The organism is Leisingera sp. S132, from assembly GCF_025144465.1.
In the GTDB taxonomy this organism is placed as follows: domain Bacteria; phylum Pseudomonadota; class Alphaproteobacteria; order Rhodobacterales; family Rhodobacteraceae; genus Leisingera.
In genome coordinates this window covers 1-16,241 of sequence record NZ_CP083557.1, presented here as the reverse complement: position 1 = coordinate 16,241, position 16,241 = coordinate 1, and the positions used below count along the sequence as shown (strand labels likewise).

At 65.7% G+C, this 16,241-nt stretch carries 12 protein-coding genes, 1 tRNA gene and 2 pseudogenes; 11 read left to right on the top strand and 4 right to left on the bottom strand.

All coding sequences use genetic code 11. The annotated features are described in order from the left end of the window. Nucleotides 1–107: 107 nt before the first annotated feature. Nucleotides 108–1,502: a PLP-dependent aminotransferase family protein gene (locus tag K3725_RS21130; RefSeq protein ID WP_260019001.1), complete on the bottom strand. Its 1,395-nt coding sequence runs from the start codon at nt 1,500–1,502 to the stop codon at nt 108–110. Nucleotides 1,503–1,787: 285 nt separating this feature from the next. Here K3725_RS21130 and K3725_RS21125 point away from each other — a divergent pair, with 285 nt between their 5' ends. The 11 genes and pseudogenes from K3725_RS21125 to K3725_RS21070 all read left to right on the top strand — a co-directional run bounded on the left by K3725_RS21125 (nt 1,788) and on the right by K3725_RS21070 (nt 13,351). Beyond that, nucleotides 1,788–3,104, top strand: a complete 1,317-nt coding sequence (locus K3725_RS21125; RefSeq protein WP_260019000.1) for a serine/threonine-protein kinase — start codon at nt 1,788–1,790, stop codon at nt 3,102–3,104. 11 nt (nt 3,105–3,115) lie between these two features. Further along, nucleotides 3,116–4,390 carry an FHA domain-containing protein gene (locus K3725_RS21120; RefSeq protein ID WP_260018999.1) on the top strand — a complete coding sequence of 425 codons (1,275 nt, stop codon included), beginning with the start codon at nt 3,116–3,118 and terminating at the stop codon, nt 4,388–4,390. Beyond that, nucleotides 4,374–5,351, top strand: a complete 978-nt coding sequence (locus K3725_RS21115) for a PP2C family serine/threonine-protein phosphatase (protein ID WP_260018998.1) — start codon at nt 4,374–4,376, stop codon at nt 5,349–5,351. The genes K3725_RS21120 and K3725_RS21115 overlap by 17 nt, the downstream gene beginning before the upstream one ends. Continuing rightward, on the top strand, nt 5,348–6,583 hold the full coding sequence (locus K3725_RS21110; protein WP_260018997.1) for a zeta toxin family protein: 1,236 nt from the start codon (nt 5,348–5,350) through the stop codon (nt 6,581–6,583). Before K3725_RS21115 ends, K3725_RS21110 begins: the two co-directional genes overlap by 4 nt. Nucleotides 6,584–6,657: 74 nt before the next feature. Then, entirely contained in the window at nt 6,658–8,718 is a 2,061-nt protein-coding gene (locus K3725_RS21100; protein WP_311202237.1) for a dynamin family protein, read from the top strand. Next, nucleotides 8,715–9,680: a dynamin family protein gene (locus K3725_RS21095; protein ID WP_260018995.1), complete on the top strand. Its 966-nt coding sequence runs from the start codon at nt 8,715–8,717 to the stop codon at nt 9,678–9,680. The genes K3725_RS21100 and K3725_RS21095 overlap by 4 nt, the downstream gene beginning before the upstream one ends. Before the next feature lie 60 nt (nt 9,681–9,740). Next, a complete protein-coding gene (locus K3725_RS21090) occupies nt 9,741–10,118 on the top strand; it encodes a hypothetical protein (protein WP_260018994.1) in 378 nt (125 codons plus the stop codon). Continuing rightward, complete coding sequence (locus K3725_RS21085; RefSeq protein ID WP_260018993.1) at nt 10,118–10,885, top strand: hypothetical protein; 768 nt, start codon at nt 10,118–10,120, stop codon at nt 10,883–10,885. The genes K3725_RS21090 and K3725_RS21085 overlap by 1 nt, the downstream gene beginning before the upstream one ends. A gap of 127 nt (nt 10,886–11,012) precedes the next feature. Beyond that, the gene (locus K3725_RS21080; protein ID WP_260018992.1) at nt 11,013–11,495 is read left to right on the top strand and encodes a GNAT family N-acetyltransferase; all 483 of its coding nucleotides are present in this window, start codon (nt 11,013–11,015) and stop codon (nt 11,493–11,495) included. Nucleotides 11,496–11,702: 207 nt separating this feature from the next. After that, nucleotides 11,703–11,781, top strand: a tRNA-Arg gene (locus tag K3725_RS21075). Nucleotides 11,782–12,377: 596 nt separating this feature from the next. Further along, a pseudogene (locus K3725_RS21070) lies at nt 12,378–13,351 on the top strand (IS5 family transposase). Between the two features lie 53 nt (nt 13,352–13,404). On the opposite strand, the pseudogene K3725_RS21065 reads toward K3725_RS21070, so the two are convergent. The 3 genes and pseudogenes from K3725_RS21065 to K3725_RS21055 all read right to left on the bottom strand — a co-directional run. Beyond that, nucleotides 13,405–13,755, bottom strand: a pseudogene (locus K3725_RS21065) (transposase); the annotation flags it as partial. A gap of 159 nt (nt 13,756–13,914) precedes the next feature. After that, nucleotides 13,915–15,255: a multicopper oxidase family protein gene (locus K3725_RS21060; protein ID WP_260018991.1), complete on the bottom strand. Its 1,341-nt coding sequence runs from the start codon at nt 15,253–15,255 to the stop codon at nt 13,915–13,917. An 86-nt stretch (nt 15,256–15,341) separates the two neighbouring features. After that, nucleotides 15,342–16,241, bottom strand: a complete 900-nt coding sequence (locus K3725_RS21055) for a cytochrome c (protein WP_260018990.1) — start codon at nt 16,239–16,241, stop codon at nt 15,342–15,344.

Sequence of the window (16,241 nt, the reverse complement as noted above, 5' to 3'; positions counted from 1 at the left end):
CCGGCTGCCTGCAGCGGACTCACCGGTTCCGGCACAGGCCCGGGGTCTTTCGGCCAGCCTTGTGAGGACTTGTCCTGCGAGTCAATTATTTTATTGTCACGCGACAATCAGAAGGCCAGTGAAGCGGCCCCTTCCGGCGGCTGGCGCAGCATTCCGGCCAGCAGTTCCAGCGCCTGCCGGAAGCGGGCCGGATCCTGCACGCTGCCCAGCGAGACCCGCACCGCGTTCTGCGGCGGCACCCGCGGCGCTAGGAACGGGGTGTCCGGCGCCACCGAGACCTGCAGCCGCCGCGCATAGGCCGCAAAGCCCTCGCTGGTCCAGCCGTTCTGCAGCGGCAGCCACAGGTGCAGCGCTGCCGGGTGGCCCTGCCATCCGCAGCCCTGCAGCATCTCTGCAGCGACGGCATGGCGTTCCGCCAGGGCGCGGCGCTGCCAGCGGGCGAGTTCCAGCGCGGTGCCGTCCTGCACCCAGCGGCTGGCCAGCTCCCCCATCAGCGGTGTCGCCATCCAGCTGAACACCACGATCCGTGTGGTGAGCGCGGGCAGCAGATGCTCCGGCGCTGCCAGATACCCCGCCCGCAGCCCCGGCAGGGTGCATTTGGTGAAAGTGGTGAGATAGACCGTGCGTTCCGGCGCCAGCGCGGCCACCGGGACCGGGCGGTCTGCGGCCACCGGCCCCAAGGCGTCGTTTTCGATGATCAGAAGGTCATGGCGGCGGGCCACCTCCACCAGCGCCCGGCGCCGCTCTTCCGGCATCATGCTGGCGGTGGCATTGGCCAGAGAGGGCAGCAAAAACAGCAGCTTGGGGCTGTGCTTGCGGCAGTATTCGTCCAGCGCATCCGGCAGCATGCCGCCGCCGTCCGTTTCCAGCCCGGCCAGCGTCAGGCCCAGGCTGGCACAGGCGGGGATCAGCAGGTGATGGGTGATCTTCTCCGCCACTACCGTGTCTCCGGGGCGGGCCAGCGCGGTCAGTGCCGCCGACAGCCCGTGGCTGACGCCGTTGGTCATCAGGATGCGTTCCGCCGGCACTTCCAGCCCGCAGGCCCTGAGCCATGCGGCGCCCGCCTCGCGGTGCGGCTGATGGCCCGCATTGGGCCGGGTCGAGAGGTAGCAGGCGGGATCCAGCCCCTCCGGCAGCTGCCGCAGCGCCTGCTGGAACCGCTCAGCGTGCAGCGGTGCGAACAGCGGCCTGGAGATCGACAGATCATAGCCGCTGCCGGTCTCCGGCTGCAGCCGGTAGGGCGGGCTGCTGCCTGCTTCAGCCCCGGTCACGAAACTGCCGCGCCCGACCTGGCCGTCAATCAGGCGCTGCCGCCGGAGGCTGTCATAGGCCTTGCTGACCGTATGCACGCTGAGACCCAGCTCCTGGGCCATCCGCCGGTGGGTCGGCAGCTGCGCGCCCGTTGCCAGGCGGCCGTCGGAGATCGCCCTGGCCAGGGCCTGTGCCAGGCTGGCATGCAGCGGCGGTGTGAGGGTTTCGGGATCGGGATACCAGATTGTCATGCGTCAATCCTACCGGGACGCACCGGGAAAGCCCAGCCTTTCTCCGCCCGGCGGCAGGGGGCCCTCAGGCGGGATAGCGCCCCAGTTTAACTAACTTCAAGGCAACTCGCCGGCGCGCCTTTAACCCAATGTTTGCTGCCCTTTGGCAAGGATTGTGGCGAAAATGCGGCGGCTTTGCCGCAATTGCCCGAATGGGGCCGTGAACATTCCCCATTCCGCCGGCAGCTTAGAGGTCCGCCCGCGCCCTTCCGGCCGGGGACCAGGCAGCCAGGAGGAACAGACGCCGTGCCGCACGACCCGACTTCCGCCGATCCGGCACAAACCTGCGAACTGCCCTGCGGTTTCAAGCTGTTGCAGGGCCAGTACCAGATTGAGCGCCCGCTGATCAGCGGCGGTTTCGGCATCACCTATCTGGCCCGCGACAGCCTGGAACGGCGGGTGGTGATCAAGGAATGCTTTCCGGCGGGTATTTGCCGCCGCAACGGCGCCGAGGTGGAGCCGGCGGCGCAGGAACATGCCAAGTCCTGCCGCAACGTGCTGCGCGCCTTCCTGCGCGAGGCGCATCTGCTGGCCCGCGCCGAACACCCGGGCATCGTCGGCGTGCATCAGGTCTTCAAGGAAAACCAGACCGCTTATATCGCGATGGAGTTCATCGACGGGCTGGATCTGCTGACCGTGCGCGAGGAACAGCCCGAGCGGCTGACCGCACCAGTGCTGCGGCAGATCCTGACCCAGGCGCTGGAGGCGCTTGGCTGCCTGCACGGGCTGGGCATCCTGCACCGTGACATCTCTCCCGACAACCTGCTGCTGGGCCAGGACGGCACCCTGACCCTGATCGACTTCGGCGCGGCGGCCGGAAGCACGCCCAAGGACGACACGGCGCTGCCGATGCTGCTGGCGGTCAAGGACGGCTACTCGGCGCATGAGCTTTACAAGCCCGATCTGCCTCAGCGCCCGGCCTGCGACATCTACGCGCTTGGCGCCACCTTCTATTACCTGATCACCGGCGCACCGCCTCCGGGCAGCCAGCAGCGGCTGAACGCGGTGATGGCCGGCAACCCGGACCCCTGCCCGCCGCTGCTGGGCGGGCCCTGGGCGGCGGACCCTGCGCTTTTGGCCACTGTTGATCAGGCAATGTCGGTGCCGCCCGCCGAACGGTTTCAGTCAGCCCGCGCCTGGGCAGAGATGCTGGCAGAGTATGAGACCGAAGAGATGGGGCCTACCGCTGCTGCGGCAGAGACAGCACTGGACCCCGTTGATAACGGCGAGCTGGACGCAACCATCGCCGATCTGGTCGCTTCGACCAATTCCAGCCTGACCCCGGGCCAGCCGCGCATTGCCCGGGCGGAGGCTGCACCCGAACCGGCACCGCAGGAACCCCGCCAGATGGTCAACCTGTTCGGCGAGCCGGTCAGCGACTTGGAAGCCTGGCTGGCGGAAGAGGACTCCCGCAACCGGCGCAGCAGGAAAGCCCCGGCCGCCGGACAGCCCGCCGTGGCTGCGGCAGGCAGCAGCGCCAGTGCCGGCAAACCAACATTCGCAGGCCGCCTGCGCAAGATTTTCGGGTTCCAGAACGGCACCCCGGCAACCGTTAAGAACTGAAGGAAACCGCAATGAAGTTCATCAAGGATATCATCGGCGAAAAGCGGGAACGGGTGCGGGCAGAAGCTGCCGCCGCCCCCGCCGCCGAACCGGTGCAGCCGCCGGCACGGGACCCGTTTGACAGCCTCGCCGCCGCGCCCGAAGCAGAGGCCGGCACCGCCGGTGCGCCCTTCAGCCTGGAGCGCGGCTTCCAGCTCGATCCTGAACCGGACGCCGCTGACGACGGCTGTATTCTGCCGGAGGATTTCCTAGAGGAAGATGAGCCGGAAGAAGACAGCGCGGAAACCTGCCTCGACAGCCTCGGCAGCGAAGCGCCGGAAGAGGATGCCATCGCCGCCTTCTTTGCCCGCGAACAGACGCAGGAGGCCGTCGCGAAGCCGCAACCCTCAGCGGCAGCCCCGGAGTATGCAGAAGCCGAGGACCCATTTACGGCGGAGGACGCAGAGCCGGAGGCCTATGCCACTGAAGACTATGCAGCCGAAGAAGATGAGGATGCGCGGGAAATGCTGGGGCAAGAGCCAGATTTCGGTCGGTTGCAGCAGCCGGAGGCCGTGGCAGAACAGCCTGAAAGCTACCGGGTCTTCCACCGCAAGCCTGCGGCGGCACCGCAGATGGCGCCGCAAGCTGATGTGCAGCCTGACCCGCAGCCAGATCCCAAGGCGGATCTTCCTGCTGAACCGCGGCCTGATGCCTGGCCCGAACCCGCGCCGCAGATGGCCGCCCCGGCGCCCCAGCCGCAGCCGGAGGCGCCTGCCGCCGCTCCCATTGACGTGCCTGCACCCTCGATGGGCCGCGGCGCCAGCCGTGCCGGCCGCGTCAAGACCCGGCTGCTTGGCTTCAGCCCGGCACAGGCGCCCGGCAGCGATCCGTTTTCACGCGGCGGTGAAACCGCCGCGCCTGGCTACACCCAGTTCCCGGTCGGCTGGCTGGCGGTGGTGCAGGGCCCGGGCCGCGGTGCTGCCTTTACCCTGTTCAGCGGTGTGACGGTCATTGGCCGCGGCGAGGATCAGACCGTGCGGCTCGACTTTGGCGACAACAGCATCTCGCGCGACAACCACGCCGCCATCGCTTATGATCCGGAGCAAAAGGCGTTTTACATCGGCCACGGCGGCAAGGCGAACCTGTTGCGCCGCAACGGCCGGCCGGTGCTCAGCACTGAAGAGCTGGCGTCGGGCGACGAGATCCGCATCGGCGAAACCACCCTGCGGTTCGTGCCGCTCTGCGGTGCTTCTTTCGGCTGGGACCAGCCGCAGCAGGACGACAGCGCCCATGCTGCATTCCGCTGAACTTGAGTATGACGCCGCGACGGCCATCAGCCAGGGCCGCCGCGAGCGTCAGGAGGATGCCGTCGCCGCCGATTTCATGGCTGGCGCCGGTGCCGGTTTTGCGGTGCTGGCCGATGGCATGGGCGGCCACGCCGCTGGCGATGTCGCGGCCAGGATCGTGGTGACAGAGGTGTTTGCCGAGCTGAAGCTGCGCACCGGCGAGCCGGAACTGCTGGAACCTGCCATCGGCGCGGTGCTGCACAATGCGGCGGATGGCGCCAACGCCTGCCTTGGCGAATATGCCAGCCATCAGCCGCAGGTGCAGGAACAGGGCATGGGGGCCACCTTGCTGGCGCCAGTGCTGTTCCGTGACCGGCTTTACTGGATTTCGGTCGGCGACTCGCCGCTGTACCTGTTCCGCGACGGGGCGCTGATCCGTCTCAACGCCGATCATTCGATGGCGGCAGAGCTGGAGAAGCTGGTCGCCCGCGGCCGCATGGACCCGGCCGAGGCTGCCGCCCACCCCGACCGCCACTGCGTGACCTCGGTGCTGACCGGCGGCGGCATTCCGCAGATCGACTGCCGCAGCGCCCCGGTGCGCCTGCAGCATGGCGATATCGTGCTGGCCGCCAGCGACGGGCTCCTGTTCCTGGCCGAGGAGGAGATTGCCGAAGTGCTGGCTGCTGAATGCCACAGCCCCAGCGCCCGGATCGGCGCCGCACTGATGCGGCGGCTGGAGGCGCTGGACGCGCCGGAACAGGACAACGCCGCCTTTTGCGTGATCAAGCCGTTCGACCCGCAGGCGCCGCAGCCCGCCGCGGCAGAAACAGCGGCGCCGCCAGCGCCGGAGCAGCAGCCGCCAGACCCCGCCCCCGCCGCCACCCGCCAGCGCGCAGGCCGCCGGGTTGTCACCTTCATGGCCGCATCCTCCTGGCGCGACGCGCCGGAGGCGGGCCGCAGCAAGACGGATGCATCCGCGTGAGCCTTCCCCAGAGAGATATAAGCCCGCTGGCAGGCCAGCTGGAACAGACCCTCAGCGCCGGGCGCCTCCCGTCCGAGGTTTCAGGCTGGGGCAGCCAGCTGCTGCAGCGCCTGCGCCAACCGGTGCAGGTGGCGGTTGCCGGCAGCCCCGGCAGCGGCAAATCCGCCCTCATCGACATGCTGCTGGGCCGGGTTGTGATTGGCCGCAACGGCGGCGGCCTTCTGGTTGATATCTGCCATGGCGCCCAGGAGATGGCGGAGGTCGAGACCGCCGCGGGCGAGCACCTGCAAATCCCGGGCCTGCTGGCACAGATGGAGCTGCCGCAGGACGCCCGCCGGGTGCGCCAGATCCTGCCCGACCCGCGCCTGCGCTGGCACAGCTACCGCGAACTGCCGCTGGCAGGCCCGCTGGCAGCGCAGCAGGAGATGCTGCAGCAGGCCGCCGCCAGCGCCGACATCATTCTGTGGTGCAGCCAGGAGTTCGCCGCAGAGGAACAGGCGCTCTGGGCTGCGGTGCCGGACAGCACCAAGGATCACAGCTTCCTTGTTCTCACCATGGCCGACCGCCAGGTGATGCGCGGCACCCTGCCTGCGCTGATCGAAACCCTGGAACCGGTGGCGGCGGAGGAGTTTCTGGGCGTCTACCCGGTGGCGGCGATCCAGGGGCTGACCGCCCGCGCGGCAGAGGCGCCGCAAGACGGGCTGTGGCGCTCCAGCGGCGGCAAGCAGCTGGCCGAGGACGTGCAGCGCCAGGTCGATCTGGGCCGCGCCTCCGACGTTGATCAGGCTGAACTGCTGATCCGCCAGTTTGGCGGCACCCTGCCGGCTGAAGCCGCTGCCGCGGCTGCCGCAGCCCCTGCAACGGCCCCTGCAACGGTCCCCGCAACGGTCCCTGTTTCCGCGATTGCCTCTGCCCCGCAGGCTGCCAGCCTGGCGGCGGCGCTGGACCAGCTGCAATCCGGCGCCGAGGCCATGCTGGCGGAGGCTGAGGCGGCTGGCGGGCCACAGGCCGCCCCGGTGCTGGCGCAATGCATGGAGATGATCCGCAACCTGTCGCAATCGCTTGATGAAATGCCTGCCAGCGCCGCGGTGGAAGCTGCGCGCGAGGCCGCGCAGGACGGTGAGGAGATGCTGATGCTGTGCCAGCTGGAACAGGATGAGGACGCAGCCGTCGATGCGGTAACCCTGCTGATCCAGCTGAAAAAGGAACTGATGGAAGAGCCGCCCGGATAGACGCGCGCCGCACCAAGGCCCGCAAGCCGGACAGCAGAACAAGACGCCGAAGCAGATATCAAACAGGCCCCGCCATGAACATGGAACACCAGATCGAGAGCGCTACCGACATCCGCGCCTCCGCCCGCCCCACCAACCTCAGCGCCGGGCTGGAACCGCTGGCGGACTTTGCCCGCAAGGCGCGGCGGCTGGAGGGTGCCCTGGCGGCCCTCCAGGAGGTCTCGGGCGAGCGGGTGCAGCGCAGCCTCGCCCGGCTGCAGGAGGAACTGGGCACGTTTGAACCCTCCGTCACCCTGCTGGGGCAGGTGAAATCCGGCAAGACCTCTCTGGTCAATGCGATGGCAGGCTGGGCCGACCTTCTGCCCTCGGACGTGAACCCCTGGACCTCGGTTGTGACCTCGCTGCATCTGGAGCCCGGTGAAACCCGCACCGAGAACAAGGCCTGCTTCCAATTCATGACCGAAGAGGAATGGGACCGGCTGACCACCAAGGGCGGCCGTATCGGCGAAATGGCGGGCCGCGCAGGCGCCGACAGCGAACTGCAGAAAATCCGCACCCAGATCGAGGAAATGCGCGACCGCTCCCGCCAGCGCCTTGGCCGCAAGTTCGAACTCCTGATGGGGCAGAAGCACGACTATGGTTACTTCGACAAGAACCTGATCGAACGCTACATCTGCCTTGGCGATGACTTCGACGACGAGGATTTGGGCGCGGTAGACGAACAGGGCCGCTTTGCCGACATCACCCGCGCCGCCGATCTCTACCTCAATTGCCGCTCGGTGCCGCACCGGCTCTGCCTGCGCGACACGCCGGGTGTCAACGACACCTTCATGATGCGCGAGCAGATCACTATCCAGGCGATCCGCGACAGCCGCATCTGTGTGGTGGTGCTGTCGGCGGGCCAGGCACTGACCTCGGTCGACATGGGTCTGATCAGGATGATTTCCAATCTCAAGTCGCGTGAGGTGGTGATTTTCGTCAACCGCATCGACGAGCTGGCCGATCCGGCAAACCAGATCGCCGAGATTGAAGCCAGCATCCGCCAGACCCTGGAGACCCACCACGGGCCGCAGGAGGCGGAAATCATCTTTGGCAGCGCCTACTGGGCCAACAAGGTGCTGACCGGCGGGATGGAGGATATGGACCCCCCCAGCTCTGCCGCGCTCCTGAATTGGGCCGAGGCCTCGGTCAACGCCTCCCACGCCAAGGCAACACCGCAGAACATGGTGTGGGAACTCTCGGGCCTCCCGGCCTTGAACCGCGCCGTCAGCGAACGGATCGTCGCCGACCTTGGCACACCGCTGTTGCAGCGCATCGCGGCCACCGCCACCACCGCCGCCACCGGCCAGCAGGCCGCTAATGCAATCCTGGTGCAGGGCGAGGGCAGCACCGGCGGCGCCAATATGCACGATGTGCGCACCGCTTTCGAGAACATCTGCCAGACTCAAATGGCGGCGCTGGAAGCAGAGGCGGGCCAGGTGCTTGACAGCTTCCGCGAGCGCGCCGATCGGGCCCATGCCACGTTTACAGACCGCGCCACCCACGCGCTGATCGACCATCTCGAGAAATGGGGCGAGGACTGCCACTGGGAATACGACCCGGCCGGGCTGCGGATGCTCTTGCGCTCTGCCTACTCGGTGATGGCAAGCCGTCTGCAATCTGCCGCGCAGGCGCGGTACGAGGCTGCGGTGCAGGATGTGGCGGAGCTGCTGTATGACGGGTTCGGCCCGGCAGTGGAGGGCATCCAGCTGGCAGTGCCCGAGGTGCCGCAGCCTGCCTCCCCGGTGGCTCTGGCACAGTCCATCGCACTGGATTTCAACGACAGCTGGTGGGCCTCCTGGTGGCGCCGCACCCGCGGCTACAAGGCATTTGCCAAACAGTTCCGCAAGCTGATCGCAGGCGAGACCGAGGATTTCATGACCCAGCTCAAGACGGTGCAGACAGCGGACGCCCGCGCCGCCATCCTTGCCCGGCTGCAGGGTTTCTTCGACGACCAGCGTGACATCCTGCTGGAGATTTCCGCCTGCCGCCGCGGCGGTGGCGACATGCAGGCACTGTTCGCCGGCGACGCGGCCGGGCAGCGCCAGACACAAACAGATACTGCATTAGAAACACTCAGGAGTTTCACAGCATGACCTATCAGACTGTCCAGCACGCCCCGGCCTCCGCCGCGCTCTCTCCGGCGGCCGCCCCGGCCCGCAAGCCGCGGCTGGCGCTGATGGGCGAATTCAGCGCCGGCAAGAGCACTCTCACCAACCTTCTGGTGGGCCAGCAGCCGCTGCCGACCCGCGTCACCGCCACCCGCCTGCCGCCGGTCTGGATTTCCCACGGGGCCGAGGCCGCCCGCCTGACCGGCACCGACGGCAGCGAGACTCCGGTGCGGCTGGAGGATCTGGACGATGTGCCGCTGGAAACCACCGCGCTGATCCGCCTGACCCTGCCGGCCGAGGCGCTGGAGCTTTGCGATCTGATTGACATGCCCGGGATATCCGACCCGAACATGCCGGCCAGCGTCTGGCAGAACCTGCTGCCGGAGGTGGACAGCGTGATCTGGTGCACCCATGCCACCCAGGCCTGGCGCCAGTCCGAGGCCGCCGCCTGGGAGGAGATCTCCGCCCGGCTCGACGCCCCCAGCACCCTGCTGATCACCCATTTCGACAAGCTCAAGACCCCGCGCGACCGCGACCGGGTGCTGCGGCGGGTGCAAAAGGAAACCGGCGGCGGTTTCAACGCTGTGTTCCCGCTGTCGCTCAGCCAGGCGCTGGCCGCGGGCGAGGACATGGAGGCCTGGAAGACCAGCGGCGCCGATGGATTTATCGAATACCTGGTGGATCTGCTCTTGAACTGGTCCCAGCCGGACCGCCCCCGCCCGCCGCTCCAGCCTGCCGCCGCAACCCAGGCGCTGCAGCCCGAACAGCAGCTGCGGGCAGATGTTCTGGATATCGGCGGACTGCGCGACAGCGGAGCGCAGATGGATCCCCAGCCGCAGCTGCAGGCTGCCGCCGCCGGTGGCGGCGGGCCCCGGGTAATGCCGCGCCGCGTCCCGGCCCCGTCCCGCCGCAGCCAGCGTCCTGAAACCCCTTCCGACGGAGACTGAGACCGCCATGCTGCCAGCACACGCGCCTTGTAATCGTCCTGCCGGCTGCGGAGGCTGCCCATGACCCTGGCCCGCCAGCTCGACGCCCTGCGCCAGTTTGAGCCCGGCTGCCGCCTGGCTGCCTTTGGCGATCTTGGCGCCAGCATCGTGCTGCGCAGCAGCAGCGGCAGCGGCCATCCGCAGGAATACCTCGATGATCTCTGCCAGCAGGCCCGCCGCGGCTTTCTGGCGCTGGATGCAGCGGTTCAGGCCGGCGGTGCGGCTGCGGCGCCGGCGGATGACGTGCTGCTGCTCGCCCCCGGCGAGGCGCGGCTGTTCCTGCGTGCCACGGACGGCTCGGGCGATGCGGTGCTCTGTGTCTGCGAAGATGCGGATGCCGCGGCCCGGCTGGCCGCCCCGGCCCGGCAGCTGCTGGCCTGTCAAGACGGGGGGGCGTGATGGCAAAACCTGCGCAGCAGATCCCGCAGGCCGGACCCGGCACCGCCTCTGCCCTGCAGCAGGCGCTGGTCCGGCTGGCCCAGCCCGCCCGCGCCGCGCCATCGGGCACCGGCGCCAGCCTGACCGCTGCAGTGCTGCGCGAAATCCGCGAGACCGTGCTGCCGCGCGAAATCACCCTGTGCGTCAGCGGCCGCGCCGCCGCCACCCTCACCGTGGCGCAGCGCCGGATTGCGGGCCTCAGCCTCCCGGACAGCGCGGATCCCTCCTCCGCCGCTGAAGATCCGGAGGCCGCCGCCCAGCTTTTTGCTGCCCGCCTGCTCGTGCTGCAGGCGGGCAGCAAAAGCGGAGAATTCAGCTTCCGCCGCCGCCCCTGCCCTGCGCCGCAGGGTGCCGGCACCTGCTCTGCCGGAGCCCTGGCCGCCGCCCTCGCGGCGGCCAGCGGCGGCCGCCTGGACCAGTTCCGCGCCCGGGCGCTGCCGCAGGCCGCGGCCTGGCTGCATTGCCCGGCGGGCAGCACCCAGATGCGCGGCGGCGGGCCGGAAGCGCTGCTCACCCGGCTGGATGCCGTGCGCCAGACGCTTGCCTCCAAGGCGTCCCGCCCTGCCTCGGCCCGGATGCCGGTGCCGAAACCGGACTGCCTGCTGCTGCCGGTCTCGCCGCAGCTGCATATCCTTGCCGCCTCCGACGGCGGCGCCCTGCTGCTGCTGGCCCTGCCGCCGGAGGCCGCCCGCACCCAGGCCGGCGCCTGGGCCAGCCTTTACGGCTGATTTCCCGGGCATTGCCTAAAAAACAGGCAAATCTCCTGCCGGGGACCGCGGCACAGCACCTGCGCGATTGCCATCCGCCGCAGGCCGGGCAATACCTTGGGGCAGCCAGCCCGAAGGGATCCGGACAATGACCTCCACAGATTTTGACATCGCCGCTGCCCGCCCCTCGGACCCCGAGGCCACCGCCCTGATCCGCCGCCACCTGGCGCAGATGGCGGCTCAATCGCCGGAGGAAAGCTGCCACGCCATGGATATCAGCGGCCTGGAGGGGCCGGAGGTGCAGTTCTTCCTGCTGCGCCGGGATCGTCAGGCGCTGGCCATGGGGGCGCTCAAGGACCTGGGCCACGGCCGCCGCGAGCTGAAATCGATGCACACCGTTGAAGAGGCCCGCGGCAGCGGCGCAGGCCGCGCGATGCTTGGCTTCCTGCTGGAGCTCGCCCGCCGCGAGCAGGCCGCCGCCATCTACCTGGAGACCGGCTCGACCGAGGATTTCCTGCCTTCGCGCCGGCTCTATGAATCTTTCGGCTTTGTCCCCTGCCCGCCGTTTGCGGACTACGGCGAGGATCCGTGGTCTGTCTTTATGCGCCTGGATCTGCGCACCGCGGCTTGACCCCCGCCCGCAGCCTGTCATAACTGGCGCCAAGCGGTCCCTTAGCTCAACTGGATAGAGTACAAATAAGGGGCAACCGTCTACCATATGTTCATAAGGCGTTGATTCCTAATCAACTGTTACTTGGTAACCTTACCGAGTTTCTACCGTGTGAAGCAGTGTTGACTTGGCTCGCCCTTGTGAACTAAACCTCACACGGAAAAGTGCGGGCCCTTAGCTCAGCTGGATTTAGAGCAGGGAACTTCTAATTCTCAGGTCGGGGGTTCGAGTCCTCCAGGGCTCGCCATATCACCTTTGTATCGGAGCCATCAAGGCACTAGATGTGTTGTGACATGTAAGGCTGACGCAATCTGGGCCTAGAGAGCTCTGTTGGGCAATCTCCGGCGCCAGTTGCAGCGATTGCAGGGAGATTGCCTATGGCTGACGCCTGTCAGGAACCGCTAAGTTCGATAGGGCAGTTAGGCTTCTTTGGGGCAAAACTTTAGGAAAGTCAGCAACACGGGCAGGATGCCGAAAATTTTCAGCACTGAGCAACGTCAGTGAGAGGGCTTATTTCCTCTTCATTCGCAACTATGTAACACTAGGATCTTCCGAAGCGCTTGTTCGAGAAACCCCCTAGAAATCTGGACCTGTCTCCGTTTGCGGCTTGGGGGAGGTTCGATGCTCAAAATACCCAAACTATCGAAGGCCAAGTTCCTTCTTTTCATCGAGTTTGGCTTCAGAAAATCCTGCAATGCATCAAGTTCCTCGGGTAGAAGGGTTGGATTTGCTGGTTCGCCGGCGGGCTCGTCAGCAACCTCTCTATTAACCATTCTCGACGGTTCTGTTGCGCAAATCCCGTGTAGGATTCATCTCATGAATCCAGCGTGGTAGCTGAGATGTATGAGCAGACCTACACCCCCGTCCTACAAGACCAGGAACTGGCCAGCCTACAATGAAGCGCTCAAGCGCCGGGGCTCGCTGACGATCTGGTTCGACCCCGATATGAGCTGGGAGGCCGCGCCGACTGGCAGACGTGGCCGGCAGCAGATCTACAGCGATGCCGCCATCCAGACCTGCCTTTCCATGAAGGTGTTGTTCGGCATGGCGCTCCGGCAGACGACCGGGTTCGTAGAGAGCCTGCTGCGGCTAGTTGGCCTCGACTGGACGGTGCCCGACTTCAGCACCCTGTCCCGGCGCCAGAAGACCCTGGCTGTGAACATTCCGTATCGCGGCTCCAAGGGGCCGCTGCACCTGCTGATCCCCTCTCGTGACATCACTGCGTGATGCACTGCCGGGCAGCGGACAGCACAGGTATCAAGGTCGAGGGCGAAGGCGAGTGGCACGCCCGCAAGCATGGTGGACCCAAACGGCGCGTCTGGCGCAAGATCCATCTTGGGATCGACGAGGAAACACTGGAGGTTCGCGCAGTCGAGGTCACCGGGAGCCACATTGGCGATGCACCGGTTTTACCCGACCTGCTCAACCAGATCCCGGCGGACCAGCAGATCGGCAGTGTCACGGCTGACGGCGCCTACGATACAGGAAAATGCCACGACGCCATTGCTGACCGTGGCGCCCACGCCGTCATCCCGCCACGCAAGAACGCAAAGCCATGGAAGGCCATCACCGCCGGAGCCGTGGCGCGAAACGAGGCCCTGCGCGCGGCGAAATACCTGGGCCGCGCGCTCTGGCGACGATGGAGCGGATACCACCGCCGAAGCCGCGTCGAGACGAAGATGCACTGTGTGAAGTTGCTGGGGCAGCGCCTTATGGCGCGGGACTTTGACCGTCAGGTCGCTGAACTCCAGGTCCGCATCGCCGTCCTGAACGGATACACCGCGCTCGGCAAACCTGTCACGGAAGCTGTGGGATAAGTCCGTCCGGGGAAAGGGGAACCTCGGCCATCACCCGATTTGCGCAACAGAGTCCCCATGGCATTACAAGCACGGCGCTCCGACACCTCAAACACACCCTGATAGTGCCGGACGACCTCGCGGCGGCGGACAGGCTTCACCACTTTTTTTCTCAGCGCGTCCTGCAACATCGTTTTGTCCAGCGTCAGATCAGCGACCAGGCGCTTCAGCTTGCTGTTCTCGTCTTCGAGCTGTTTCAGCCGCCGGATCTCCGACACACCCATCCCCGCATAGACCTTCTTACCGCGATAAAACGTCGCTTCCGCGACCCCCATCTTGCGGCAAATCTCTCCAACCGCCGTCCCGGCTTCCGCTTGCCTCAAAGCAAAGGCAATCTGTTCGTCGCTCAATCGTTTCTTCGGCATCGGTACACTCCCTCTCTTGCCAGAAATGTTCCCAAAAATTCGCATTCACTCCGGACCAGTTTCAGGGGGCAGGACCAACCTGCGCTAGGGGTGAAGCTGCCCAGGCCAGGCAAACAAAGACTCCAGCCAATGCGGCCTCCGCAGTGGCGGGACTTGTCTTCATGTCACACGCAACCAAGTCTTCATACCTGCGGCCTGATGGGAAAGCATGTGACAGTGCAGCAGCCAGTCACCCGGATTGTCTGCGACAAAAGCGATTTCACGGGTTTCCCGCCTGGCCACCAGAAGGGTGTCCTTCAGCGGTCCCAAACCGCCGTCCGGAAGCACCTCTTGGAAATGTGTGCCATGCAAATGCATCGCGTGCGGAAAGGCCGTGTTGTTATGAATAGGCATCCGGATGATTTCACCTCGCTGAGCTGTCGTGATCGGCTCAGCCGGAAGCCCTGCCTCACCATTGAAAGTCCAAATCTGCCCCGCCTCGAACAGCTCTTGCGAACTCAGCAGCTCTCCTTCGTAGCGGCCCTGACGCAAGCCGCTCATTGCGCCGCCCTCCATGGTCAAAGAAATCCTGCGCGCATGCGACAGGCTGCCAAGACGCGTGATTGGATTGTCAGGCAACGGAGCGACCACCCCGCGCGGGGCCTTGGCATGCCGGCCAGCCACTTCAATCTCTTCAAGAAGATAGGCAGTGCCGCGTTCGTGGAGAACCACTTGGACACTCTCGCCTGGAGCGGCCGAAACATCAGCTATAACATCAGCTCTTTCCGCCGGGCCAAGGACCATGAGACCCAGATCCTCAGGTTCTTGCAGCGGCATACCATCACGGGCAGCGATCTTCCCGGTCAGACCAAGCAATGACACCGTCATAATCCTGTCGGTCGCCACATTGACGAAACGCAGCCTGAGACGCTGGTTTTGCTGAACTTCGGAGACCTGCGGTGTCAGCGCAGCATGGATGAAATTGCCCAACCGTCCCGCGTGTGTCCAATCATGAACTGCGCCAAAATCATTGGCAATCTGAGCTTTCTCGCTGAGGCGCCAGTCATCCAGCACAACAACGATATCATGGTCAGTTTCCGGCGCTTCGGCCTCACTTACAACCATCACGCCGTAGAGTCCCCGCGCGACCTGCTCCGTCGACTGATTATGCGAGTGATACCAATATGTTCCCGCATCCTTCAACGGCAATTCATACAGAAAATCATCACCCGGCAAGACGGCATCTTGTGTCATCCCTGGAACCCCGTCCATCGCATTCGGAACTCGCAGACCATGCCAATGCACAGCCGTTGGCTGCGGTAATCTGTTGATTAGACGCGGCTGCAGAAGCTCCCCTTGCCGGGCACGGATCAGCGGGCCAGGAACAGTGCCATCAAACCCCCAGACTTCGGTTTCGGGGTGCTGACCGAACTCAGGCGGCACCAGTTGCATACTGCTTGGTTTGGCCTCCAGGACGAATGGCCCGGTTGCCGCACTATTTGCCTGGGGCAGAATGGCCATGGCACTGGCGCCTGCCAGGAATTGCCGGCGATTGAGGTTCATAGTGTCCTTCCTTTCCATGCTAGGCCTGATTTTCGGCGAGATCTTCACCCCCCGGAATGGTCATCCAGAAGATAGGCCGCCATTGCCTTGCGGTCCTTGACGGTCAGAAAGGCGGTTCCATAGAGAACAACCTCCCCCATCGTTCCGCCAAATGCGTCGCCATCCGGCATCACGCCAGTACGCAGTGCGTAAGCCAGGCTGTCGACGGTCCAGCCGCGTTTCTGAAGAGATAGGTAATCAATGGCCGGAGCCTTGCCGCCTCCCGGCAGGGCATCACTGCCCTTGAAGTGTTCTGTGTCAGTTTTCCGGGCTCCGGCTAAATTGCGCCCGGTGTGACACGCGGCGCAATGCGCGGCCCCCTCAACCAGAAGCCGCCCGCGGTTCCACAATTCACCGTTCCCAGGGACAGGTTCCGTTCTTGGAGGTTCAAGGAACGCCGCGCGCCAGATCTTCAGCCCCCATCTCTGGTTGAACGGAAAAGCCATCTCTTGCTTCCTGGACGGCTGGGCCACAGCCGGAACCGTCTGAAAGGCAGCCCAAAGATCAGCAATGTCCTGATCAGTGAAGTTGCTATAAAACGGGTATGTGAAAGCCGGGTAATAGGGCTGTCCGTCAGGGGCAACACCCTGGCGGACAGCCTGTGCAAATTGTTCAACCGTCCAGCTGCCGAGCCCATGTTCGCTGTCCGATGTGAGGTTGGGCGAGTACAGAGTGCCGAATGGAGTATCGAACTTTACCCCACCCGCCAAAGATGCTCCGCCGCTAGAAAAGTCGGTATGGCAAGCGATACAGCCAGATGCTCTGGCCAAATAGGCTCCCCGGTTCACATCTCCCTCGAGGTTAAGCTCGCCCAGCGGCACGCCGATAGGCCAAGCGACCACTGCGGCCAGGGCTGCCGACGCCGCAACTGCGGTGCCAAGGGCAAAACGTAATATGCGCTTCAT

Coding starts and splice junctions, on each gene's coding strand:
- K3725_RS21130 (WP_260019001.1), bottom strand. CDS start 1,502: ATGACAATCTGGTATCCCGATCCCGAAACCCTCACACCGCCGCTGCAT.
- K3725_RS21120 (WP_260018999.1), top strand. CDS start 3,116: ATGAAGTTCATCAAGGATATCATCGGCGAAAAGCGGGAACGGGTGCGG.
- K3725_RS21115 (WP_260018998.1), top strand. CDS start 4,374: ATGCTGCATTCCGCTGAACTTGAGTATGACGCCGCGACGGCCATCAGC.
- K3725_RS21100 (WP_311202237.1), top strand. CDS start 6,658: ATGAACATGGAACACCAGATCGAGAGCGCTACCGACATCCGCGCCTCC.
- K3725_RS21095 (WP_260018995.1), top strand. CDS start 8,715: ATGACCTATCAGACTGTCCAGCACGCCCCGGCCTCCGCCGCGCTCTCT.
- K3725_RS21090 (WP_260018994.1), top strand. CDS start 9,741: ATGACCCTGGCCCGCCAGCTCGACGCCCTGCGCCAGTTTGAGCCCGGC.
- K3725_RS21085 (WP_260018993.1), top strand. CDS start 10,118: ATGGCAAAACCTGCGCAGCAGATCCCGCAGGCCGGACCCGGCACCGCC.
- K3725_RS21080 (WP_260018992.1), top strand. CDS start 11,013: ATGACCTCCACAGATTTTGACATCGCCGCTGCCCGCCCCTCGGACCCC.
- K3725_RS21060 (WP_260018991.1), bottom strand. CDS start 15,255: ATGGCCATTCTGCCCCAGGCAAATAGTGCGGCAACCGGGCCATTCGTC.
- K3725_RS21055 (WP_260018990.1), bottom strand. CDS start 16,241: ATGAAGCGCATATTACGTTTTGCCCTTGGCACCGCAGTTGCGGCGTCG.